This window comes from Alishewanella longhuensis (genome assembly GCF_014653435.1).
Classification (GTDB): Bacteria; Pseudomonadota; Gammaproteobacteria; order Enterobacterales; family Alteromonadaceae; genus Alishewanella; species Alishewanella longhuensis.
This window is the reverse complement of sequence record NZ_BNAO01000004.1, coordinates 379,588-401,935: the sequence shown is the minus strand read 5'-3', so window position 1 is coordinate 401,935 and position 22,348 is coordinate 379,588. Positions and strand designations below refer to the sequence as shown.

The window sequence follows — 22,348 nt, the reverse complement described above, 5'->3', positions numbered from 1 at the left end:
CCGCGGTGCCTTGTAGCATCGGCGGGCTTTTGGTACCCCAGTCGTCGCTTTGCTCGCTCAGCATAAACAGCGCCTGCCCCAGCCGCATTTCAGCGTGCATCACCGCGCCCGTTGGCGTATCCATTTTCAGGATAAGCTCGGCAGCAAAGGCTTTTTGGTAAAAGCCAATAGCATCAGCGGCATTGGAAATCGTCAGGTAAGGGATGGCGCCAGTATAGCCATCTGGTATAGGTTGAACCTGTGACATGAAAGTGCTCCTTGTTGCTCGGGCCCACTTACTCAGGCGGGCGATAATATTTAGCAGAACAGCAACCCTAAATAAAACACTGCAAGCTGCCATAGTCAAGCTGGCAGCCTGCATACTATCAACCTAACATGCTAGCAACTTAACAAGCTACGCTGCTCCGGCATGCCCATACTGAGCATAAAAGGCGATGCTGCCTGCTGTGCCAGGCTAAAGTCCTCTTTGCTCTGCCAGTTGTGCCAGTTAATAGCAATCAAACTTTGCGCCACGGCGCCACCCAAACTGGCGCCTGGCCCCAGTAAAATCAAATGATCTGGTGCAAACTCTTTTACCGCCACTTCAATCGCTTTACTAAAATGGTAGGTTTGACACACCTGATCGCCCAAGGTATAGGCTTTCAGTGCAGCCGCTTGTGTCAGACCGGCCGGCCAGATCTGGCCGCGACCATCAATTAACGGGAGCTGTGGTTTATGAAATAGTGTTTCCGGGAAGCGGCTTTGCGCCTGATCGGCAGCGGGCTGCATCAAGGGGCTATGAAAAGCGGCATGACCGGGTAGCAATAACGGAAAGCGCTCATCGACAGGTGACAGCGCCTGCATTGCTTGCTGTACCGCCTGTTGTGTACCTGCCAGCACCGCATAGCCACCATAGACAATCGACATAAAGAGCGCGCCCTGATGTTGCCATAGTTGCTCTGCCACTGCTGCCTGCTTTTCTGCATCAGGCTGCCAGTTGGCATTGACCAGTGGATAGATAAATTGCGCACCGGCGGCTTCCGCCGTCAACTGCGCCATACCGCTAACCAACTGCATCTGGCTGTCACCCTGCCAAACTCCGGCACAACCAAGTGCCGTATACCAGCCCATCGAGTTACCAGTAATAGCGACGATGTCATACTGATCACGATCTATGGCCGCAAAATCAGCCAAACCGCAGCTATAAATCAGTGCGGCCGCATTATCGGCTTTTAGGTGCTCACGACTGTTAAAAACAGCAGCCTGATCCAGTGTGGAGACCGTGGTTAATCCCAGTTGCTCGCGCACTGCATCAAATTGCGATAGCCAGACGCTGTTACCTGCGATCTGTTTTAAGTAACCCAGCTCAGTGCGGTTATAGCTGCCCCGACCGGGACACACAACAACAGCGGTCTTTTTCTTGCTCATGCTAAGGCCTCCACACTCAGTAACTGCTGCATGGCACTGCTAATTTGCGCTTTGGATGGCAATACCTGATAGGCCGCAGCGCCAAGCGGAATAAAACTGTCTTCGGCCGTAATACGCTGGATCTGGTAATACCCCGGCCGCGCTTCATGTAGCAAAGTAAATAACTCTTCACTTAGTGAACCGCGACGCCGGCACTCATCTACCAGCAAAATTTTCCGGCAAGGCCCCAGCGCTGTCATAATGGCATCGATATTGAGCGGCACTAAACAGCGTAAATCTAATAAACGCATCGCTGCTGCCTGCGCGGGTAATTCTGCCAGCGCCTGGCGGCTAAGGTAATAACCGTTGGCATAGCTAATCACCGCTAACTGCTCGCCTTCGCCAAAGAGCGCAGGCTCCCCCAACGCGGGTAAAGGCGTATCAGGCTCAGGGTACTGGCATAACCATAGGCCATCGCCGGCAGCTACCAGATCCCGTGTCATATAAAGTGCAATGGGCTCAAGCAGGATCACCAGCCGTTTTTGCTGATAAGCCAACTCAACTGCCTGCCGTAATAACAACACCGCATCAGCACCGTTGGACGGACAAAGCAAAATAATGCCCGGAATATCGCGGAAAACGGCAAAAGAATTATCATTATGAAAGTGACCACCAAAACCGCGCTGATAGGCCAGACCCGCTATGCGGATCACCATGGCATTGTGGTACTGACCGTTAGAGAAAAACGGCAGTGTTGCTGCTTCACCCCGAATTTGATCCTCGGCGTTATGCACATAAGCCAGAAACTGAATTTCTGGAATGGGCAAAAAACCCTGTTGCGCCAAACCAATGGCCAACCCCAAAATACTTTGCTCGTCTAATAGCGTATTGATAACCCGATTTGCCCCAAAGGCATGGACTAAATGCTGCGATACACCGTAAACCCCGCCTTTTTTACCGACATCTTCGCCAAAAAGCAGCGCTTGCGGATACTGCGAAAAAAGATCATGCAGCGCCCAGTTTAGAAGTTTGGCCAGATGCTGAGCTTTGCCAAGGTTATGCTGATCATAGGTAAACAAGGCCTGACGTATTTCTGGCAGCGGTAATGGCGGTGTTGGTAATTTAGGATAAACCGGCGCTATCGATGCCATAACCGCTTTAGCGCTCGTAAGCTTGGGCCGCCCCGTAGCCACCGCCGCAACCCGGGCGATTTGTGCTGCGAGCTGCTGTACTGAGCTTGCTAATGCTGCCGGTGTAAGGATGCCACGACTTAGCAAGATACCACTGCTGGCCAAAATTGGATCTTGCTCCAGCTCTGCCTCAATCAACTGCTTACTGCGATACGCCACTTCCGCATCGGCTCCGGCATGGCCAAATAACCTAACCGTAGAAAGATGCAACAAAGCCGGCGCCCGTTTGCTGCGCACATAATGCGCAGCCGCTTTTGCTACCCTTAAGGTCTCGGCTAAATCATTACCATCCGCGGCAAAGTAGCGCAGCTCTGGCCGCTCCGCCAAACTCTGCTCAATCCAACCCTGTGGTGTTGGGGTAGAAATACCCAGGCCATTATCTTCACAGACCAGTAAAATTGGCAGTGGCACATGCTGATAAGCCGCCCAGCACGCTGAGTTAATGGCACCTTGTGCCGTTGAATGGTTAGCTGAGGCATCACCAAAGCTACAAACCACTATCGCATCCTCCGGCCAATTACCGGGCTGCCCTAACCTTTTGCTTAAATCAATAGCAAAGGCGGTACCAACCGCCTTAGGGAGTTGCGAGGCGATAGTGCTGGTTTGTGGCGGAATATTCAGCGCCAGACTGCCAAGTACCTTGTGGCGGCCACCGGAGATCGGATCCTCACTGGACGCACAGAATGATAACAGCATATCGTACAGCGGCGTGCTGCCGGCCAGCTGTTTACTGCGCTCAATAAAAAATGCACCGCTGCGATAATGTAAAAACGCCGGATCCGTTACTCTAAGGGCTGCGGCAACCGCCGCATTTCCCTCATGACCGGCGCTGCCGATGGTATAAAAACTCTGGCCTTTGGCCTGTAATAAGCGTGACTGCAAATCTAGTAGTCGGCTACACAGCTGGCTATGCCAGAGCCGGTAAAGTTCGGTATCACTCAGGCTGTCCGGCCAATGTGGTGTGGGTAAGGCGCCCTGTTCGATACGCGCCAAAAACCCCTGCAACCAGGGGTGCAAGGCTTCGGTCATAATTCCCCCTGGCTTAGCTAAAGGCTTGCAAGCCGGTCTGGGCGCGACCCAGGATCAGCGCATGCACATCATGTGTACCTTCATAGGTATTCACCGCTTCCAGGTTCATCACATGGCGAATTACATGATATTCATCAGCAATACCATTGCCGCCATGCATATCGCGGGCAATACGCGCAATATCCAGTGCTTTACCGCAAGAGTTGCGCTTAATCAACGAAATAGTCTCCGGTGCTAACAGCCCGGCATCCATTAAGCGGCCTGCCTGTAAGCACGCCAGTAACCCTATGCTAATTTCGGTTTGCATATCGGCCAGCTTTTTTTGCACCAGCTGGGTTTGCGCCAGCGGCCGACCAAATTGCAGCCGATCCAGCGTATATTGCCGAGCCGCATGCCAGCAGAACTCGGCCGCACCCAAGGCACCCCAGGCAATGCCGTAGCGGGCTTTATTCAAACAGCCAAAGGGGCCTTTTAAACCGCTCACATTAGGCAATAAGGCATCTTCTGGCACCAACACATTGTCCATGACAATTTCACCGGTAATGGAGGCTCGTAGCGAGAACTTGCCTTCAATTTTGGGGGCAGATAGCCCCTTCATGCCCTTTTCCAGCACAAAGCCACGAATTTCGCCATCCAGCTTAGCCCATACCACAAACACATCAGCGATGGGGCTATTGGTGATCCACATTTTGCTGCCGTGTAGCAGATAACCACCGTCCACGCGCTTAGCCGTGGTGCGCATACTGGCAGGATCGGAACCCGCATCCGGCTCGGTTAGCCCAAAGCATCCTACCCACTCACCGGTAGCCAGTTTCGGCAGATATTTCAGCCGCTGTGCTTCAGTGCCATATTCGTGAATAGGGTGCATCACTAAAGAGGATTGCACACTCATGGCACTACGGTAGCCACTGTCTACCCGCTCCACTTCCCGGGCAACCAGACCATAACTCACGTAATTCACCGCCGAGCAGCCGTATTTTTCTGGCAAGGTGGCGCCAAGCAAGCCGAGTTCGCCCAGCTCATTCATAATTTCACGATGAAAATGCTCTTCGCGGTTTGCCATTAGCACCCGCGTTTGCAAACGCTCCTGACAATATTGATGGGCGGTATCACGAATAAGCCGCTCTTCTTCGGTTAATAGTTGGGATAATTGAAAAGGATCTTGCCAGTCAAATTGGGGACGCGCCATCTAACCACCTCAGCTGATTGTATTTATTGAGTTGCCTTGCTCACTCTACTGCGACCTGATATAAAGTTAAAATATATTAATTCTTTATGTGACATAGGTTTTTCCTATGGATATACGCCAATTAAAATACTTTGTTGCCGTCTATGAGCAGCGTAGCATCAGCGCCGCAGCGCGCCAGTGCTGTGTTGCGCAGCCTTCGCTGTCGGCGGCATTATTGCAGTTAGAGCAGGAGCTGGAAGTCAGTTTATTCTTGCGTCTACCCAAAGGTGTTACCCCCACAGAGGAAGGTGACAAACTCTATGGCCACGCTGGTAAGTTACTGGCGCAGTTGGCGTCATTAAAAGCTTCCTTTCAGACACCGGCCGCCAAGGTGCGCTTTCGGCTAGGTTTAATTAGAGCGCTCGGGGTAGAGCGGATGAGTACACTGCTACGCGAATTTAGCCAGCAGATCCCAGGGCTGGAACTGCATCTGGTAGAACCGGACGCGGCCTGTGATGCCCGTATTATTACCCCGGCACAGCAATATGCTGGCGAAGTATTGCAACCCATTTGGCGTGATCGTTACTTACTGGCAGTGCCACCGTCCTGGCCACTGAGCTTAAAGCCGCAAATCAGCTTAAGTGATTTTCAGGAATTACCTTTAATTAAACGTACCCCCTGCGATGCATGGGAGCTGCTGTACCCTGAGTTGAACCGGCATAATATCCAACCGGCTATCCGCGCCGATATTCAGACTATTGAATACGCCTTAGGTTTAGTCTCCGCCGGCGTTGGCTGCGCGCTGGTACCCGACTTTGACAGTTTAAAACAACGCAGTGATGTGGTGCTAAAACCCGTGCAAAGCTTAACGATGGAAAGAACTATTGCGCTGGCCTATCGCAGTAACAATGCACACCCTGCGTTGCCGGTATTACAACAGCTGTGCTTAAACAGCAGTGCGCTGTTAATCAACAAGTAACGTTAACCGACAAGTAGCGTTAACCCACAAAAAACGGCCTGCTGGCATAAATACCGCAGACCGTTATTTTCGTTAAGGTTTTATACCTCTTTCACTGCGGCGCCTTCGCAGCGAGCTTTACTAACAGCAAGAGCCCGGCAACAAGGACGCCGCTGTGGCCTTATTCCTGACTCAGCTGCTGCCACCAGTCCGTTTCATCCTTAAGATGCTTATCAAAGAAGGCTAACAGATGATCCCACCAGACGTAGCGTTTTTCCCGGTCAATAATATGATGGTCCTCGCCTGGGATCTCGACCAAGGCAACATCCCGGCCAAGTAGCTTCAGCGCAGTATACATTTGCTGCGATTCACCGGCTGGCACGTTTACGTCGGAGTCGCCGGTGATCAGCAATAACGGCGTAGTGATTTTATCGGCCATATACAGTGGACTTTGCCCTACATACAGCTCTTGGTTATTCCACGGGAAGCTGCCGCGGCTGGCAACGCCAGAATAGAGAAAGCCCCACCAGCCCTGTCCCCAGTACGAGCTTAGTGCGCTAATGCCAGCATGCGAAATGGATGCAGCAAACATATCGGTTTGCGTAGCCAGATACATGGTCATAAAACCACCGTAAGAGGCACCGATATTCCCTAGGCGTTTACCATCCACAAAGGGATGCTTGGCAACAAACTGCTCAGTGGCATAAATTATATCGTCGGCGGTATATTTGCCCCAGGCATTAACATGCAAGGCGGAGAAACGCTGGCCATACCCTATGGTGCCGCGCGGTTGCACTACATAAACAATATAACCGTTGGCTGCCCAGTGATGGAACGGATAACGACCGGTAAACTGCCGGTTTACGGTAGTGGTGCCACCATAGTAATACACGATAGCAGGGTATTTTTTGTTGGCATCAAAGTCAGGTGGTAGGTAATAGCGACCATCAATGTTGTCACCTTGCGGATTGGTTACAATAAAATCATGCACTTCGCCTAATTGAATATGCTGGTATAACGCCTGACTGCTATGCAAAGTGCTGGCGCGGCGCTGACCTATTTGGACTTTTTCTAACTGCTGTGGCGTAAGCACACCGGTCCCCAGCGCAACAACGGTATTATTTCTATCATTGGCCAGGCTAAAACGCTCAACCACATCCAGGTTAAATGGCAGCTTTGTATAGCGCTGACGCTCGATATCAACGCTATAAAGCAGGGTTCTGTCACCTTCACTGACCTGTGCCACCACCTGCTGACGATTATTCAAGGCGATGCTGCTAATGCTGGGATCAAAGGCTTTAGATAAGGCAGTCACCTCCAGGCTAGTTGCATCCATAAAGTACAGCTGGCCATCGTAATCATTGGCAATATCATCGCCGGCCGGTAAATTGATGCCGGCACCATTGGCAAAGTTAGGACCGCCGACAATTAAATAGCCTTGCTGATAATATTCAATTTGCCCAAAATGCTGGTACACACCTAATTCGCGGGCAGTTAAGCTACTCAGATCCAGTTCAAATACCGCAGTGCTGGCGTGTGGTGGCGTGCTGCGGTCGTTGCGGCGTTGGGTAAACAGCAGTGCCCGGCCATCTTGTCGTACGTCTGCCAGAAAACTGCTCTCTTTATCCGTCGTTAGGGCCCGAACCAAACCACTTTGAATATCCAGCTGAAAAATACGGCTGATATCACGGTTATTGCGCCAGCGATCTTCTAGTGAGCGATACAGCTTAGCTTTGGTATCTTTTAAGCTGGTATCGGCTTGGGTCCATTGTATAAACAGACTTTTGCTGTCGGCTGCCCAGCTGTAAGTGCCAAGGCCGCTCTGGTTCTCCAGTAAAGGACGCACTTCACCGCTGTTGAGGTTTTGTAACCAGAGAGTGTTGTTGGTCTGATAGCTTAACCATTGATTATCAGGGCTAAAGGCTGCGCGCCCTAAGTTTTGCTGGCTGAAAGTATGTACCACAGTATTTTTACTTAGGTCCCGTAATTCAGTGCGCTGTAACTGCATATCGCTGACATCGCTGCGACCACTAAAACTCACTAATAGCCACTGGCCATTATCAGAGACGGCAAGCTGTGAAATGGTTTCGGCATTGGTGAGTAAGCGGTTGTTTACCGGCTCTTTTGCCGCTAGCTGAAATTGCACCGGCACCTGATTGCTCGGCGTTAAACTCAGTTGTAGCGCTTCACCCGTTTTTTCACCATCACTGAAGATCAGCAATTGCTGCCAGCCTGTTGCTAACTTTAGCTCGCTGTTATTCGGCTGACTTTGCAAGTTTAAGAAGATTTCTGGCGCTTGCACACCGCTTAATGCCAGCTTGGCTTTTAAATAGGCAGGATGCGAAAACTGCACAAACCACAGCCCTGGGCCTGCGGCCGCTGCCTCTTGCAGGCTTAATAACTGCCAGCTTAATTGCTGCCCAAAAACACTGACTTGCCGCCCGGCTACCGGCAACGGCTGTTTCTCAAGTAAACGCAACAATTGCTGACGCTGCGCTTTCGCTTTGCCGGTTAAGGCCAGCTGTGTTGAGGAAAACGCTGGCAACGGCCCTAAGAACAGCACTTGCTGCGCATTGACGCTCTGCTGGTGAGTATTCTCAGTTTGTGCAGCAGCTTCTGCTGAATGTGTTTGCTCTGCCAATAACACCGCTTGGGCAGCTAGTGGCAGGCTTAACAAACTAAGCAAGGTAAAAACAGCCAGCCTTTTTTTGTGACGCTGGGTAAACGACAATTTATCAGATAAGAACATGGTAAGTAGCCCTGTTATGTGGCGTTGTTATTGGTGTTTAAAGATTACGGAACCATTGATAATCTATTAGCGCGGCAAGCTTATCAATGGCTTAGCGCGCAAACAAGTTTATAGCGTTAAAACGAAATTATTTAGCCATGAACGGATCAAAGGGGCAGCGTCGTTGATTCCACACTAGACCCTTTGCTTACATCAAAGCAGCAGCTTTTATCGATGGTACTCAGGCTAGTTGCGTTAATTAAACTGCCAGATAAATAAGCTTGGTTGGTTTTTGCAAATCAATGACTCTACCCTTTTGCTCTCGCTTATTGGTGTAAGCGGTTGCTGGGGATAAAAACGGTAAAGGTTGTTCCCGCCCCCACAGTACTGTGCACAGTGACTTTACCACCATGCAGCTCAGTCGATTGTTTAACGATAGCTAAACCTAAGCCCGTTCCAGCAATATTGCCGACATTACTTGCCCGATGAAACGACTCGAACAAGCGTTGTTGATCAATTTCGGGGATGCCAATACCTTGATCTGTCACCTCAAATCGTAGCATTCCTTCCTCGCCGCACACTCGAAAGCACACATCTCCACCCTCAGGCGAGTATTTCAATGCATTAGACAACAGGTTGCCCAAGCTATGGCGTAGCAAATTCTCGTCTAATTGCCATTCCCCTTCGACACCGTCGATATCCATGACAATTTCTGCCCGGCGGCCTTCCGCTGGGCGCGATTGGGTTACTTCGTTTAACAGTTGCCGACATAAGGCAAAAACGTCGGTCGGCTTGGGCGTAAAACGCAGCTTTTGTGCCTCCCCCCGACCAATCACCAGAATATTGTCGAGCATGCGCGTCATCCGCCCGACAGAATCGTGGATTTGCTGAAAGATTTCACGTTTTTCATCTGCATCCAAACGGTCACCATAATCTGCAAGCAAATCAACAGAAGATTGAATACCGGTTAACGGCGTGCGGAACTCATGGGAGGTCATGGAGACAAAACGGCTTTTTAGCTGACCAAATTCGCGCTCCCGCGCCAGAGCGTTTAACAGCTCGGTCTCCGCTCTTTTACGCTCAGTGATATCAATAAAGGTCCAAAGACTCACCGGCGCATCATCACTTGGTGGTAAACGGGTACCATGCAGTTGCAACCAGATCGGTTGGCCATCAGCGCGTAATAACTCTAACTCCCCCGTGTACGCCCCGGTGTTATCAAGTGTACTCATCACGGCTGGCAAAAACTCACTCCAGTCACGTTCCGCTTTAAATAGCACCCCTATTGATCGACCTTGCAAGCCACCATGCGTATAGCCAAGCATAGTTTCCAGCCTGCTATTGGCCCATTGCAACTGCTGTGATTGGAATAACGCAATGCCAATAACCGTACTTTGTAAAATGATTTCCTGTTCGCGGGTTTTGGCCAGCAATTGCTCTTGTAACTTCCGTCGCTGTGTCACGTCATTTAAAAACGAGAGGGTTGCCGGTTGTCCTTCCCATTGAATGGCAACGGCAGACAGCTCCACCCAGACTTCCGCACCATCCACAGTCAGAATTCTAAATTCGTAATGCTGCTCAACCTCTTCACCACGCAAGCGCCGCTGATAATTTTCCACTACACGACCAATATCATCCGGATGAATAAAGGTTGTAAAAGGCTTTCCGAGCATGCTTTCGAGGCTGCGTCCGGTGGTGCGCTGCATAAAGGGATTGCAATACACTAAACGGCCACCCGCCACCACTAAAATCCCTTCAGAGCCATTCTCAACTACCGAACGGTATTTCTCTTCTTGCTCGCGCAATTGCCGTTCCGCTTCTTTGCGCGCTGAGATATCTCGGAGTAAAGCGCCAAACAATATTCCGGTTTCTGTCTCCACATGCCAGAGTGACAACTCTACGGGTAGCTCATGGCCATCCCGATGCAAAGCAGATAACTCCATGGTTTTGCCCAATATTCTGGCTTCTCTAGTACGGATAAAGCGGCGCATCCCGCTTTCGTGCGCTTCACGATAACGGTGCGGAATCAAGTGATCGGACAGACGCTGGCCAATGATCTCTTCACTTTGCCAACCAAACATCCGCTCTGCAGCGGCACTCCAGCGCACTACCCGTCCATCACTATCCATGGTAACAATAGCATCAAGCGAGGCCTCTAGCAGACGCTGCAATTGTTTTTCACGTACCAGTAATTGTTCCAAAGAACTATTAATTGCCTCCAATGATTCAGAGCGCTCTTTTTCCGCGGCAGCCAATTTACGGTGATATTGATTTTCTTGATGCGCTTTGTCGTGCTCATAACGGATCTGCAAAGCAGTCGCCTGCTCCTGGGTGCGGCGATCGTAATTCTTTTGATAGGCGGCAATGGCTTTTAAGGTAGCTTGGTAGGCTTGTTGATATTGCTGATTAAGCGCATACTTTTTAGCTAAGGCTTCCAACAGCTCTGGTTGCGGGCAAAACCCTGCTATCTGCTCGCCAGCCTTTACGGCTTGTTCCAAATAATCTAGCGATGATAGGCCGCTGCTAGCGGACAACTCCGGATCTTCATGAATACGAGCCAGCACTCTTAGCGCTTCAACAGTGTTGTAACCATCTAACTGTTGTTTTGCCAAAAGTAGCGCTTTTTCGGCGAAAAGCTGTGCTTTTTTAGGTTCTCCAGCACCAAGCAGTGCTTCAGCGCAACCGCGGCACGCGATACTTTGTAAATCGGCATGGCCAAGCACTTCCGCTTTGGCCAATAAGGCAGAAAAACTGTGCAAGGCAGCAGCAAAATTGCCACCGTTAAGCTCAACATCCCCCAAATAATGCTGCGCCAACGCCATATCACGGCTATCAGCATGTGGTTCCATAATTTGCAAGGCTTCCGTCAGCAGGCTTCGGGCAGCACCTGTACGCCGCATTTTACGCAGAATCTCGGCCATTTCTGTCAGGCAAAGGCCGATTGTCAATGGCCAGGCCATTTTGCGGGCAAGCTGTAGTGCTTTTTCACTCCATTCCAACGCCGCCGGTAAATCGTGGATCCGGGCTAAGTCAAAACCAATATTTGAGGCGGCAGTAATAGCGCGCTCGTACTGCCCACTGGCCAGCGCCGCTAAAAACATCTTACTACCGTGCTGAATGGCTAGACCAATCTCTTGTCGTTTACTTGCCACCACATAATAAAAATCGTGGATCCAGGTCGCAAGACCAGCCGAGGCATCTGCCAGATCGGCAGAGAAATGTTGGCCCCAACGTTGTTCTACCATCGTTAGGTCTTTAAAAGCAGAAGCCCGAGCCAAACCGGCATTTGCCAGTTGAGTACGTTCTTGATCTCCGGCGGCAATAGCGAGTTCAATCGCCAGCTCCAAAGCTTTATCCCGCTTAGCAATATCTCCAATATCATAAAGTATCCAGGCATGGATCCAGTGCGCATCTGCCAAAGCGAGAGCGTCGTCCAACAACGAAAAGTTAGCTAGCGCACTCGTTATTGCCGTTTGCGCTTGTGACAAATTAGCCAGTAAGCGCGACACCTCTGCCTGCACTAGATCGAGCCGGCCTAGCACCAGTAGCTGAAGACGTTCTGTTAATGGATAAGCTGTCAGAGATTGCCTTGCATGGTTGATATGCTGTAGCGCCTGAATGGCATCACGTTGCCGCAGATGCCAGGCCAGCGAAATATGCAGCAAAAGTTGTTGTTCAGGCGGTATCTGCTTGCTTAATGTTTGCTGCCATTGCTCAATTTGTTCGTCTGCAACAAAGGGGGCGATCAATTGCAGCTGTTGTTCAAGCTGTTTCATTAGCAAGCCCCTGCTGTTGTTCCAGCCAAAGGGTGGCTTGTACGGCGGTTAAGGGTTTGCTAAACAGATAGCCTTGAAAGTACTGACAGCCTAATGCTTTTAACCGTTCGGCTTGCGCCTGAGTTTCAACCCCTTCGGCAATAACGGCCAATTTAAAACTTTGCGACAGGGCAATAATGGCCTTGATAATGGCTTCGTCACTCTCGTCGTCCAAAAAATGTCTGACGAAGACCTGGTCAATTTTCAGCACATTTAGTGGATATCCCTTAAGGTAGGATAAGCTGGAATATCCGGTACCAAAATCGTCCATTGCCAACATCACCCCATCGTCGGTTAACTGCTGCATAATGCCTAATACCTGCTCCGCGTTTTGCATCGCAATACTTTCGGTAATTTCCAACTCAAGGTGATGCGGGGCTAGATTTGTTTCCGCCAAAGTACGACAAACCAGCGGATATAAGTCCATACTTTCAAACTGACGGGCAGATAAATTTACCGCTATGCGCATGGGACCAAAGCCTTCCTCTAACCAACGCTGCATCTGCTGACAAGCTTGTGTTAACACCCAAGCACCGATGGGAATAATTAAGCCGCTCGTTTCTGCCAAGGGGATAAACTCTACTGGCGACACCAGGCCAAATTCCGGATGCTGCCATCTGAGCAAGGCTTCAAACCCTATGACGTTATGATTATTGGCATCAATTTGCGGTTGAAAACATAAAAACAATTCATCATTAGCTAATGCAGTATGCAATGCCTGCAACATTTTCATACGCCGGCATAAACGGGCACTGGTTTCTACGCAATAGAACGCCACATTGCCGCCAGGCTTGGGTTCAGGCTCTGCTGCTTCCGCATTTTGGATCAGTGATACCGCATCTTGTCCGTCTCGCGGAAACAAAGCAATGCCCGCGGTAGGTTGAAAGTAGTGCGCCTCATTTTCAACGACTACCGCATCCAGTAATTCTGTCAATAACGCCTTTGTCAGGCGTTCGGCTTCTTCGTCAGTAGCAGGCGATAAAATTAAGGCAAAACTACTATCACAAATACGGGCAATGTCGGCAACTTTGCACGATGGTGGTAGATATTTTTTTATATGAAACATCCTTGCAGCAAAAGAGCGCAAGACCTGCTCATACAAGCGAGCACCATGTGACTGCCGTAAACTATGCAAAGCATTTAAAGTAACGAAGATAACTGCCAGGGTTTTGTTTCTAGCTGTAGCCCAGGCAAGAGCATCATCTAGAGACTCTTCAAAGCCTTGCCGGTTGGCAAGTTCGGTTACGCTATCATATTTTTTCAGGCGCACAGTTTCTTGCTGTAAACGATTTTTTTCTTCCAGCCTAAGGGCTTGTTTTGAAAGTTGCGTCTGTACTACTTCCAATAACTCATGCCGCAAAAAGGGCTTACTCAGGTAATCATCAGCGCCTAGCTTCATCCCTTCCCGAATATCTGTACGATCAGCTCGCGCCGTTAAGAAGACAAAAGGGGTATGGGCTGTTGCATGTTCCGCCCGAATGGCTTTTAAGAACTCATGCCCGTCCATTATTGGCATCATCATATCGGACAAAATCAGATCTGGGTTATCTGAAAGTGCCAACGCCAGCGCTTTTTGGCCATCTTCGGCTGCAGCGACCTGGTACCCCTCTAGTTGCAAAGTACGAAACAGATTACCCCGGATAATAGGATCATCTTCGGCGATCAGAATTTTCATATTTGCCGTTTTCGATAAGTCATGCTCCATATGCACTTTCCCGCGTCTTGAATACTAAATTAATTGTAGCCACTTTTTAGGCAGTAAACAGCTCGGAGCAGTAAGTTAAAAATAAGATAAATATTTGTTTTAGGAACAGAAATTAAAAATAATCTCCAATCAACACCATGGCGTTTAAGCTTGTTAGAGTCTTATCAGCCTAAAACGGTCACTTGACATACCTTAAATGCCTTATTAATTTAACAAGTCATTTAAATATCTAGGCAATAATGCGTTGAAATCTGTCTCACTTGCAATTTCATTAATTTTTTGTAGCCCACTATTGGCCTTCGCTACAGCAAGTAACCCTATAGCTGAAGAGGGTATCGCATTAAATAATTCCAGCTTCCCGTGGCAGTTAGTCATTGACCGTGGCAAAATTCTGGACTGCATTTACGATAATAAATTCTTCTCGCTGGGCGCCATTTTAGTACTCGAATCCTTACCCAGGCGCTGCGAGTTAGCCTCCGACCGCAATGGCCGTTGGGAGCTACTTCCAGAGACAGAGCTATTGGCCTGGCAAGAAAATGTTAAACAACAAGCCATGCAACGCGAAGCAACCTATATTGGTAAAGACCCCATAACCGAAGAAGAAGCACGCTTAATTCGCTATGTGCGGCGAGTGAAAGCACAGGCGGAGAAAGAAAACTAACCTGCCAGCGAAAGATTCCAGAGCAGAGAATGTGGGGGCAAAACTTGCACTGCCCCCAACGCAGGTAGCCTTACTTAATTATTTGGTTGATATGGCTGGCCCTGCTGCCACCAGGCGGGTGCGGGCTCACCTTTTAAATAGTGGTTAAAAAATTCCAGCATTTTGATGCTGTAATCCAGTTTGTTGGCAAAGTGCGCCAAATGGTGATCTTCTCCCTCGTAATGCAGCATAACCACGTCTTTGTTTAAGCGACGCATCGCCAGGTAAAGCTCGATACCCTGCTCCCATGGCACAGCCCCGTCTTTATCGCCAAATTGAATCACCAGCGGCGTGTTGATGCGATTGGCAAAGAACACCGGGGAGTTTTCAATATAAGGCGCCAGATTTTCAAACATTGAGGGCCCAATGCGGCTTTGCCCGGTTTCATATTGAAACTGCCGCGCTAAGCCGGTTTGCCAGCGAATACCGCTGTAAGCGCTGGTCATATTCGACACCGGCGCACCTGCAACGGCTGCGGCAAAGCGATCTGTTTCGGTCACCACAAAGGCCGTTTGATAACCTGACCAGCTATGGCCATGTAAGCCTATCGCTTTTGGATCGGCAATACCCAGCTCAATTAAGCGGTCTATACCCGGTAATAACGATTCGGTCGCACTTGGACCTGGTGCGCCTTCCCGAAAACGGATATCCGGTAAAAACACCACATAATCCTGCCCTAAATAGAACGGGAAATTGGGGCGATGATTTACTTTCATTTGGTTGAAATTGTACAAGCGATCAGAGAATTGTTCGTAATAGTACACCAGCACCGGATAGCGTTTAGTGGCATCATAGCCATCTGGCGTTATCACCACACCTTGTAAGCGACTACCATCTGCCGTGTACCAATCGATTAAATGGCTATCACCCCAAATAAACTGCACTTGCTGGGGATTGATTTCGGTCAGCTGACTGCGCTGACTAAAATCGCTATTGGCCAGCCACAGATCGGGAAATTGCCGAAAGCTTTGCTCAGTAAAGAGGTAGTGCGGCGTAGCCTCTGCTAATTCACTCAGGACGTCGACAACATCGTAGCGTTTTTCCCCGCTAAGTAAGGTGCTGAAGCGATTATCTGCCAGATCCAGCTGGTAAAATCCCGTACTTTTATTTTCCTCATTAAAACCGCGCAGTAATAACGGCGCTTGCGGATCCAACGCCAGCGCTTTTGGATCCGTTTGCACCATTCTTAGCTGCAGTGTTGCACTACGACTATCCGGTGTCAGGTTTTGGCTAGTGCCATCTAAGGCAATACGCCAAATAGCAAAACGGTCGTACACCAACACCGCCGATTCATCGGCTAACCAGCCGGCTATACCATAGCTTGACGCCGGCTCGGGTCTATCATGCGTTTCATCTACCCAGGAGACCTTAACATCAGCCGCTAGCTGCTGACGTTGGCCGTTGCTACTATCAAATAACCAGAGTTTGCCCTGCTGTTGATACAACACAAAACGACCACTGGGCGATAAATGCGCGCGTTCAAAGCTGGGGTTAGCCGCGAACACTTGCTGACGCTGACCGGTTTTTAAATTAACATGCCAGATATCGTGTAAACGACCTTGCCAAGTAAGCTGTTTAAAGTGAGGTCGGCCATTGCTAATTAAGGCCGCCTCACTATGCTCACTGCGATAAAGCCTGTCTTCAATATCAGTACTTAATACCACCAAGCGCTGCTCTGCCAACCAAAATACTGCTGGCGCGGTGCGCTTTAGTGAGGCTTGATACTCGGCTTTTTGCTGTGAGTTAATCCGATCATCCTGACCATGCCAAACTTGTAGTTTGCGATCGGTTAATAAACGCTCAGTATCAAATAGCGCGTCTTCAGATTGTGGGGCGGCTAACGCTGTGGTTGGCACGACAGGCTCTGGACGCAGCCCAAGGAAAATACGCTGGCCATCTGCACTAAAACGGGGGGCTTCACCTGCGCTGAGGATCCATCCGTCCTGATTAATCACTAAGGGGTTGGCTGTAGCATGTTGTACTGACCAATACCAAAGCTGCTGCGCAGTTTCGCGGTTTTTCTCGGCTTTATCACCCGCTAAAAACAGCAGTTGCTGACCATCCTCACTAAATACCAGATGCTGGATCTCTCCAGCACTGGCGGCATTAAACACGCGGCTGTTTTTGCTGCCCGCAGCATATAGGGTAACTTGCTGCTGATCAGCCGCTTTTTCAATGGTACCGTTAGCAGGCGTGTTGTTATCTTGCGTACTGCTACTCTTAGCGCGGGTATCTTTAGCCTTAGCAGAAGAAGCTTTTACGCTCGGCTCGGAGCTAACCACACTAACAAAAGCCAGCAAATCACCTTCAGGGGCGACCACAAAGTCGGTTACCTGCCCTAGTTCCGTTAGGCTAAGGGTATGTAAATCCAATACCTGTAATAGTTGTGTCTTATCTTTGCTGTCTTTTTTACGGCTTAATAAAAATGCAAACTGGCCATCGCCACTAAAGGCAAACTTATCAATTTGGCTAAACAGGGTTTGCACCCCAGTTTGGGTGTTTAGTAACACCGCATCATGGGCTAAGGCCTCCCGCGCGGCTTTATCGTCTTTGGCTTGCTCACGGGCTAATAATGGTGCCTGCTGGCGAAATAACGCAAAGTGGCCATTTTGGTTTAACAGGCCACGATCAGCATTGGCTACAGCATAGCTTTTTTCACTGAGTAAATGCTGCACATAGCCTGTGCTGTCACCATAGTCCGGCTCGGCTGTATAAATAAGCCATTGCTGGTTTTTACTCAGACTCCGACCTTTTATTTCTCGAAATTGCATTACATCGATCAATGCTAAGGGGGCTAATTGTGAGGTATCGGTTGCACTGGCAGTAATCACTACCGGCGTCGGTAAAGGTGTTTTAACAAAGGATAATTGACTACAGGCAAAGGTTCCAAAGGCCAGTGCCATACAAAGCGCCAATTGGCTGGAGTGTTTTACTAAGGTTTTCATCACGATCTTCTTATGTTGAACGGCTATATTAAGTCAGTGGCCAAAATACGGGTAAAATTAGCATAGTGAGTATAAATAATAACAGGCTAAGTGGGCCGCCCACTTTTAAATAATCGATAAATCGATATCCGCCCGGCCCCATCACCAAAGTATTGGCCGCATGCGACACCGGGCTAGCCAGGCTGGTTGCGGCCACTGCAACCACCAGCAGCACTGTCTGCGGATTAATGCCAAGTGCAGTGCTCAGTGTTAAAGCGATAGGGATCATAATCAGCACCAGCGCAATAATCGGGATCACGAGGGTGCCTAGCGCCGTTAGCCAATATAAACCAGCCAGCACAGCCAAGGGGCCATACTGCCCTAAACCCGCCAGCACGCCCTGTGCCAACCAATCGGCAGTGCCTGAATACTGCATAGCCAACCCTAACGGCAGCATACCAGCAATTAAGAAGATAGAGCGCCAATCAATAGCCGCATAGGCTTGTTCCATGCTCAGGCAACGGCTGAGCACCATCAGCGTAGCGGCTAAAATAGCCGCCAGAAACACCGGTAGTACCGAGGTTACAGTTAACATTACCATTAATAGCATTAAGCCTGCTGCCAGCGGTGCTTTGCGGGCATTGATAGGTTTTACCTGCACGGGGTTCATTACAATTAAATGTTCGCTGCTATTTAGCTTGGCCAATTGCGGTTTGGGTCCCACGATTAATAAGGCATCGCCAGCCTGCAGCAGCATACTGTTAATAGCAGAGCGATAAGCCCGTCCCTCGCGCCAGATCGCCGCTACTTCCACTTTATAGCGTTTATCCAATTGTAAGGCGCTAACGCTTTGCCCCAGGTATTTACTGCGCGGATGTAAGGTAGCTTCGACCAGCTCTAATTTACCTTTGTGCAGTAAGTCTAAGTAGGGCGACATATCATCAAGCCGTTCCAGCTGCTTAAAGCCGCGTAAGATATCCAGATCTTCTTCCTGGCCCTGGATCAGCAGTAAATCACCTGCTTGCAATTTATCATCTGAGTGAAACTCTTGTATCACATCGCCCTGCCGAAATACCCCAAGCAATCTGAAATCAAAGGCATCCGCTAAGCGGTTTTCGGCAAAACTGCTGTCAACCAGCGGGCTATCAGCCGGTAACCCCAGTACAAATAAGCGCTCCTCCAGCTGATAGTATTTCTTTACCTCTTCCTTGCTAAGCGGCCGAATAGTCTGAAATACCGTCGGCTCTGTCAGTGCCGCTAAAGCGGCTTGGCTGCCCTGCACCAGTATTTTATCGCCAGGCTTAAGTACAATACTGGCTAGCTTGCTACTGTGTGTTTGCCCTGCCTGCTTTACCGCCAGCACATTAAGCTGAAAATGTTCGCGAAACTGATGATGCACAATGCCATCGCCCAGTAAGGGGCTGTCAGTGGCAAGCTCCAACTCGGCCTGCACACCGGCGGCTAACAGTTTTTCGTGCAATAACGGCGCTTCACGCACAATAGTTAGCGAGTTCCAGCTACGTAACCGCTCAAACCGGCTAAATTTTCCCTGTGCCAATAAGATATCACCAGCTTGTAATACGGTATGCTGTGAAGGCAAGGTAAAGGTTTCTTTGCCGCGGGTAAGAGAAATAATCATTAAACCCACTGTATTAATTAATCCTGACTCTTCCAGGGTGCGGCCGGCTAATAACGAGGATGCGGGCAAACGCAGTGCAAAGATCCGCTCTTGTAAGCCGTATTGTTCGCTTAGGCTGGCACTGCTGGCTAAGCCTGCGCGCTCCGGATCGGTGGCCGGTAAAAAATGCCGGCCAATAAAGGCCATAAATAAGGTACCGCCTAACAACACCGGCACGCCAATTAAAGCAAAATCAAAAAAGTGAAAACCCGCCTGGCCATTTTTTTCCAGCGCCATACTCACCAATAAATTGGGTGGCGTACCAATGAGGGTTAATAAGCCGCCTAGCATGGCGCCAAAAGCCATCGGCATCAGTACTTTAGCGGGTGCAATACCGCAGCGTCGCGCCGCTTCCACGGTAACGGGTAATAACAGAGCCACTACGCCGATATTACTCATCACCGAAGAGAGTACGCCAGCAACCAGCATAATGACGATAATCATTTGTGCCTCGTGCGAGCCAGACAATTGCATGATTCGTTTGCCAATACTGTCGGCTATACCAGCACGGGCTAGCCCTTCGCTTAAGATAAACATGGCCCAAACAGTAATGACCGCCGGATTGCTAAAGCCACTTACCGCTTCGGTTGGTGAAACCAGGCCAAGCAGTGCCAAAGCACAAAGCATTAACATGGCGACCAGATCCATCCTGAGCCACTGGGTAATAAACAGTACCAGGGCGATAAGTAATAACGATAAAACCAGCGCAATGTCTAACGTCATAATGGCCAAAATAGTAGTAGGAGTGGTAACGCGACAATAATCACTAACATCTCAAGCGGTAGCCCCAAACGCCAGTAATCGCCAAATTTAAAGCCGCCAGGCCCAAGAATTAGGGTGTTATTTTGATGGCCTATTGGCGTTAAAAAGGCGCAGGAGGCGCCAATGGCAACCGCCATTAAAAAGGAGTCGGCATTCACACCCAGCGCCACAGCCGTGCCTATGGCAATGGGGCACATTACGGCCGCTGTTGCCGCATTATTCATCAGATCAGATAAGAACATGGTTACTATTAATACCATAGCCAGTGCCACAATGGCATTGCCCTGTGCAATATTATCCATTAGTAAGCTGGCAATAAGTGCGGCAGTGCCGGTTGTTTCCATGGCACCGGCGACCGGAATGAGCGCGGCCAGCAATACGATAATAGGCCAATCGATAACGTTATAGACGGTGCGCGGCGGCACCGTTTTAACCGCCATAGAAGCCAGCACCCCAATGGCAAAAGAAATGGCTGCCGGTAATAAGCCAAAAGCTGCCCCCGCCACGGCAAACAGCATAATTACTGCAGCAAATAGCGCCTGTTTTTTATCGGGAATGTTTAACTCTCTTTTTGCCAAAGGCACACAACCATAATCGCTGGCAAACTCCAGCACACTCTCGGTGGTGCCCTGCAATAATAACAAATCCCCAGCCTGCATTCTGAAGTTACGTAAGCGGGATTTAGAGCGGCTACCAGAGCGGGAAACGGCCAGTAAATTTAAGCTGTAGCGGGTGCGCAACATAATATTGGTGGCAGAACGCCCCTGTAAGCTTGATTCCGGCCGCACAACCAGCTCCATCAATACCACATCTTCATTACCCTGCGCTTTAAGCTCAGCAACTTTACTTTCAGCTGTTTTGCTGGCAACTGCTTTGAGTTCAGCAGCATTGTCGCCAACCACGACATCAGTACGGGCAGTGTTTTTATCTGCTGGGTTATGCTCTGCTGCGCGGGTATTATGTATCTTTGCTGCAGTACCCTGGGTATCAGGAGTAAGGCCATTAAAGGTGAAGCTATTACCGGCAGAAGCCGCCAGGTTAGCCGTGGGCTCAACTTTAGTTTGCGGTTCGCTGGCTGGAGAGTTTTTTATAGTATCGTCCGCATCAGCTGGTGCTTTTGGAGATTTATCTACTGCCACCGACTCCTCTAACTCCAACCCCAAGGTTGCTAACACCGCTCCCAGAGAATCAACCTCTGCTTCAAGTACCAAAATATCACCGGCCCGAATTACCCTGCCACCACTGGGCGCATTAATTTTCACATTATTTCTGATTAAACCGACAATTTGGGCTCCAATATCGTCGAACTCATTTTCAATATCATAAAGACGTTTATCGGCAATTTTGCTTTTCTCGGTGACTCGCGCTTCGGTAAGATAAGCACCGGTTTCAAAGCCTTCATTCCCAGCTTGCTTACGCGCTGGTACCAAACGCCAGGCTACTACTACAAAAATTGCGCCGAACAATGCGACGGCCAGCCCCACAGGTGTAAAATCAAACATGCCAAAACCCACGGCGTTTTGCTGTGCCCGAAAACCTGAAACAATTAAATTCGGTGGCGTTCCTATCATGGTGGTCATCCCTCCCAAGATGGTGCCAAATGCCAATGGCATAAGTACCCGTCCAGGCGGGATAGCTAATCGATTGGCCAGTTGCAGAGCTACCGGCATAAGCAAAGCCATAGCACCAACATTATTCATAAAGCCTGATAATATGGCTCCGACACCCACCAATACTCCCATACTGAGTAAAGGTCCGGCCTTTTTTGGCATGGCATGCCGAGCCAACACATCAATAGCGCCTGAGCTTTGCAAACCCGCACTTAATACCAGCACACAAGCAACAGTAATAACTGCCGGATGGCCAAAACCATTAAAAGCGATAGCAGGGTCAATCAAACCGGTGAGCACACAGGCTAATAACGCGGCTAAGGCAATCATATCATGCCGCCAACGGCCCCAAAGAAACATGGCAATGGTAAGTCCGAGAATACCCAGAATAAGCTTTTGTTCTAACGTCATAACAGCCTTTATTAAATAAAAAATGAGCTAAATGAGATAGCGCCAGGCAACTTACCAGTGCGAGCCCAGCACGTGCTGGTGAATCTGGTACACTCGTATCTAACTTACCATAACGGTATTAAAGACAAGTTAACACTAGGCGTTATTTGTTTGCTTAGCAATAGGTTGTGCCTAATCAGCGCCTGCGCGCACAACTTCGAAAGACGCCTTGCGACAGCGCGAAATTAAGCGCTACTATTTAGCTCTACCTAATACCGCTAAAGCAAATTGCGATGGCTTAGTGG

The 22,348-nt window shown here is 49.5% G+C and carries 12 protein-coding genes; 2 read left to right on the top strand and 10 right to left on the bottom strand.

Features of this window, described 5'->3' with window-relative positions:
• The 4 genes from IE163_RS10910 to IE163_RS10895 form a co-directional block, all read right to left on the bottom strand.
• On the bottom strand, nucleotides 1-247 hold a 247-nt coding region (locus IE163_RS10910; RefSeq protein ID WP_505602304.1), incomplete at its 3' end, for a VOC family protein.
• Between the two features lie 131 nt (nucleotides 248-378).
• The gene (locus IE163_RS10905) at nucleotides 379-1,407 is read right to left on the bottom strand and encodes a malonyl CoA-ACP transacylase (protein WP_189432990.1); all 1,029 of its coding nucleotides are present in this window, start codon (nucleotides 1,405-1,407) and stop codon (nucleotides 379-381) included.
• Nucleotides 1,404-3,605: a dehydrogenase E1 component subunit alpha/beta gene (locus IE163_RS10900; RefSeq protein ID WP_189432989.1), complete on the bottom strand. Its 2,202-nt coding sequence runs from the start codon at nucleotides 3,603-3,605 to the stop codon at nucleotides 1,404-1,406. Before IE163_RS10900 ends, IE163_RS10905 begins: the two co-directional genes overlap by 4 nt.
• Nucleotides 3,606-3,618: 13 nt before the next feature.
• A complete protein-coding gene (locus IE163_RS10895; RefSeq protein ID WP_189432988.1) occupies nucleotides 3,619-4,794 on the bottom strand; it encodes an acyl-CoA dehydrogenase in 1,176 nt (391 codons plus the stop codon).
• A 106-nt stretch (nucleotides 4,795-4,900) separates the two neighbouring features.
• Here IE163_RS10895 and IE163_RS10890 point away from each other — a divergent pair, with 106 nt between their 5' ends.
• Nucleotides 4,901-5,752, top strand: coding sequence for a LysR family transcriptional regulator (locus IE163_RS10890; RefSeq protein WP_189432987.1), 852 nt, complete (start codon nucleotides 4,901-4,903; stop codon nucleotides 5,750-5,752).
• A 160-nt stretch (nucleotides 5,753-5,912) separates the two neighbouring features.
• On the opposite strand, the gene IE163_RS10885 is transcribed toward IE163_RS10890, so the two are convergent.
• The 3 genes from IE163_RS10885 to IE163_RS10875 form a co-directional block, all read right to left on the bottom strand.
• Nucleotides 5,913-8,480, bottom strand: a complete 2,568-nt coding sequence (locus tag IE163_RS10885) for a S9 family peptidase (RefSeq protein ID WP_189432986.1) — start codon at nucleotides 8,478-8,480, stop codon at nucleotides 5,913-5,915.
• A gap of 305 nt (nucleotides 8,481-8,785) precedes the next feature.
• Nucleotides 8,786-12,235: a PAS domain S-box protein gene (locus IE163_RS10880; protein WP_189432985.1), complete on the bottom strand. Its 3,450-nt coding sequence runs from the start codon at nucleotides 12,233-12,235 to the stop codon at nucleotides 8,786-8,788.
• Nucleotides 12,222-13,979, bottom strand: a complete 1,758-nt coding sequence (locus IE163_RS10875; RefSeq protein ID WP_189432984.1) for a putative bifunctional diguanylate cyclase/phosphodiesterase — start codon at nucleotides 13,977-13,979, stop codon at nucleotides 12,222-12,224. The genes IE163_RS10880 and IE163_RS10875 overlap by 14 nt, the downstream gene beginning before the upstream one ends.
• A 244-nt stretch (nucleotides 13,980-14,223) precedes the next feature.
• On the opposite strand from IE163_RS10875, the gene IE163_RS10870 reads away from it, so the two are divergent.
• Nucleotides 14,224-14,640 (top strand): hypothetical protein, encoded by a 417-nt coding sequence (locus IE163_RS10870; protein ID WP_189432983.1) that lies wholly within the window; start codon nucleotides 14,224-14,226, stop codon nucleotides 14,638-14,640.
• 74 nt (nucleotides 14,641-14,714) lie between these two features.
• Here the strand turns inward: IE163_RS10870 and IE163_RS10865 are convergent, their stop codons facing one another.
• Genes IE163_RS10865 through IE163_RS10855 form a run of 3 tightly spaced genes read right to left on the bottom strand, consistent with a single transcriptional unit; the run spans nucleotide 14,715 to nucleotide 22,064 of the window.
• On the bottom strand, nucleotides 14,715-17,624 hold the full coding sequence (locus tag IE163_RS10865) for a prolyl oligopeptidase family serine peptidase (RefSeq protein ID WP_189432982.1): 2,910 nt from the start codon (nucleotides 17,622-17,624) through the stop codon (nucleotides 14,715-14,717).
• Nucleotides 17,625-17,652: 28 nt separating this feature from the next.
• A complete protein-coding gene (locus IE163_RS10860; RefSeq protein ID WP_189432981.1) occupies nucleotides 17,653-20,004 on the bottom strand; it encodes an SLC13 family permease in 2,352 nt (783 codons plus the stop codon).
• On the bottom strand, nucleotides 20,001-22,064 hold the full coding sequence (locus tag IE163_RS10855; protein WP_189432980.1) for an SLC13 family permease: 2,064 nt from the start codon (nucleotides 22,062-22,064) through the stop codon (nucleotides 20,001-20,003). Before IE163_RS10855 ends, IE163_RS10860 begins: the two co-directional genes overlap by 4 nt.
• Nucleotides 22,065-22,348 lie beyond the last annotated feature (284 nt).

What these genes read in the sequence shown, in the direction of transcription:
- IE163_RS10905 (WP_189432990.1), bottom strand. Translation starts at nt 1,407, where the DNA reads ATGAGCAAGAAAAAGACCGCTGTTGTTGTGTGTCCCGGTCGGGGCAGC.
- IE163_RS10900 (WP_189432989.1), bottom strand. Translation starts at nt 3,605, where the DNA reads ATGACCGAAGCCTTGCACCCCTGGTTGCAGGGGTTTTTGGCGCGTATC.
- IE163_RS10895 (WP_189432988.1), bottom strand. Translation starts at nt 4,794, where the DNA reads ATGGCGCGTCCCCAATTTGACTGGCAAGATCCTTTTCAATTATCCCAA.
- IE163_RS10890 (WP_189432987.1), top strand. Translation starts at nt 4,901, where the DNA reads ATGGATATACGCCAATTAAAATACTTTGTTGCCGTCTATGAGCAGCGT.
- IE163_RS10885 (WP_189432986.1), bottom strand. Translation starts at nt 8,480, where the DNA reads ATGTTCTTATCTGATAAATTGTCGTTTACCCAGCGTCACAAAAAAAGG.
- IE163_RS10880 (WP_189432985.1), bottom strand. Translation starts at nt 12,235, where the DNA reads ATGAAACAGCTTGAACAACAGCTGCAATTGATCGCCCCCTTTGTTGCA.
- IE163_RS10875 (WP_189432984.1), bottom strand. Translation starts at nt 13,979, where the DNA reads ATGGAGCATGACTTATCGAAAACGGCAAATATGAAAATTCTGATCGCC.
- IE163_RS10865 (WP_189432982.1), bottom strand. Translation starts at nt 17,624, where the DNA reads ATGAAAACCTTAGTAAAACACTCCAGCCAATTGGCGCTTTGTATGGCA.
- IE163_RS10860 (WP_189432981.1), bottom strand. Translation starts at nt 20,004, where the DNA reads ATGACGTTAGACATTGCGCTGGTTTTATCGTTATTACTTATCGCCCTG.
- IE163_RS10855 (WP_189432980.1), bottom strand. Translation starts at nt 22,064, where the DNA reads ATGACGTTAGAACAAAAGCTTATTCTGGGTATTCTCGGACTTACCATT.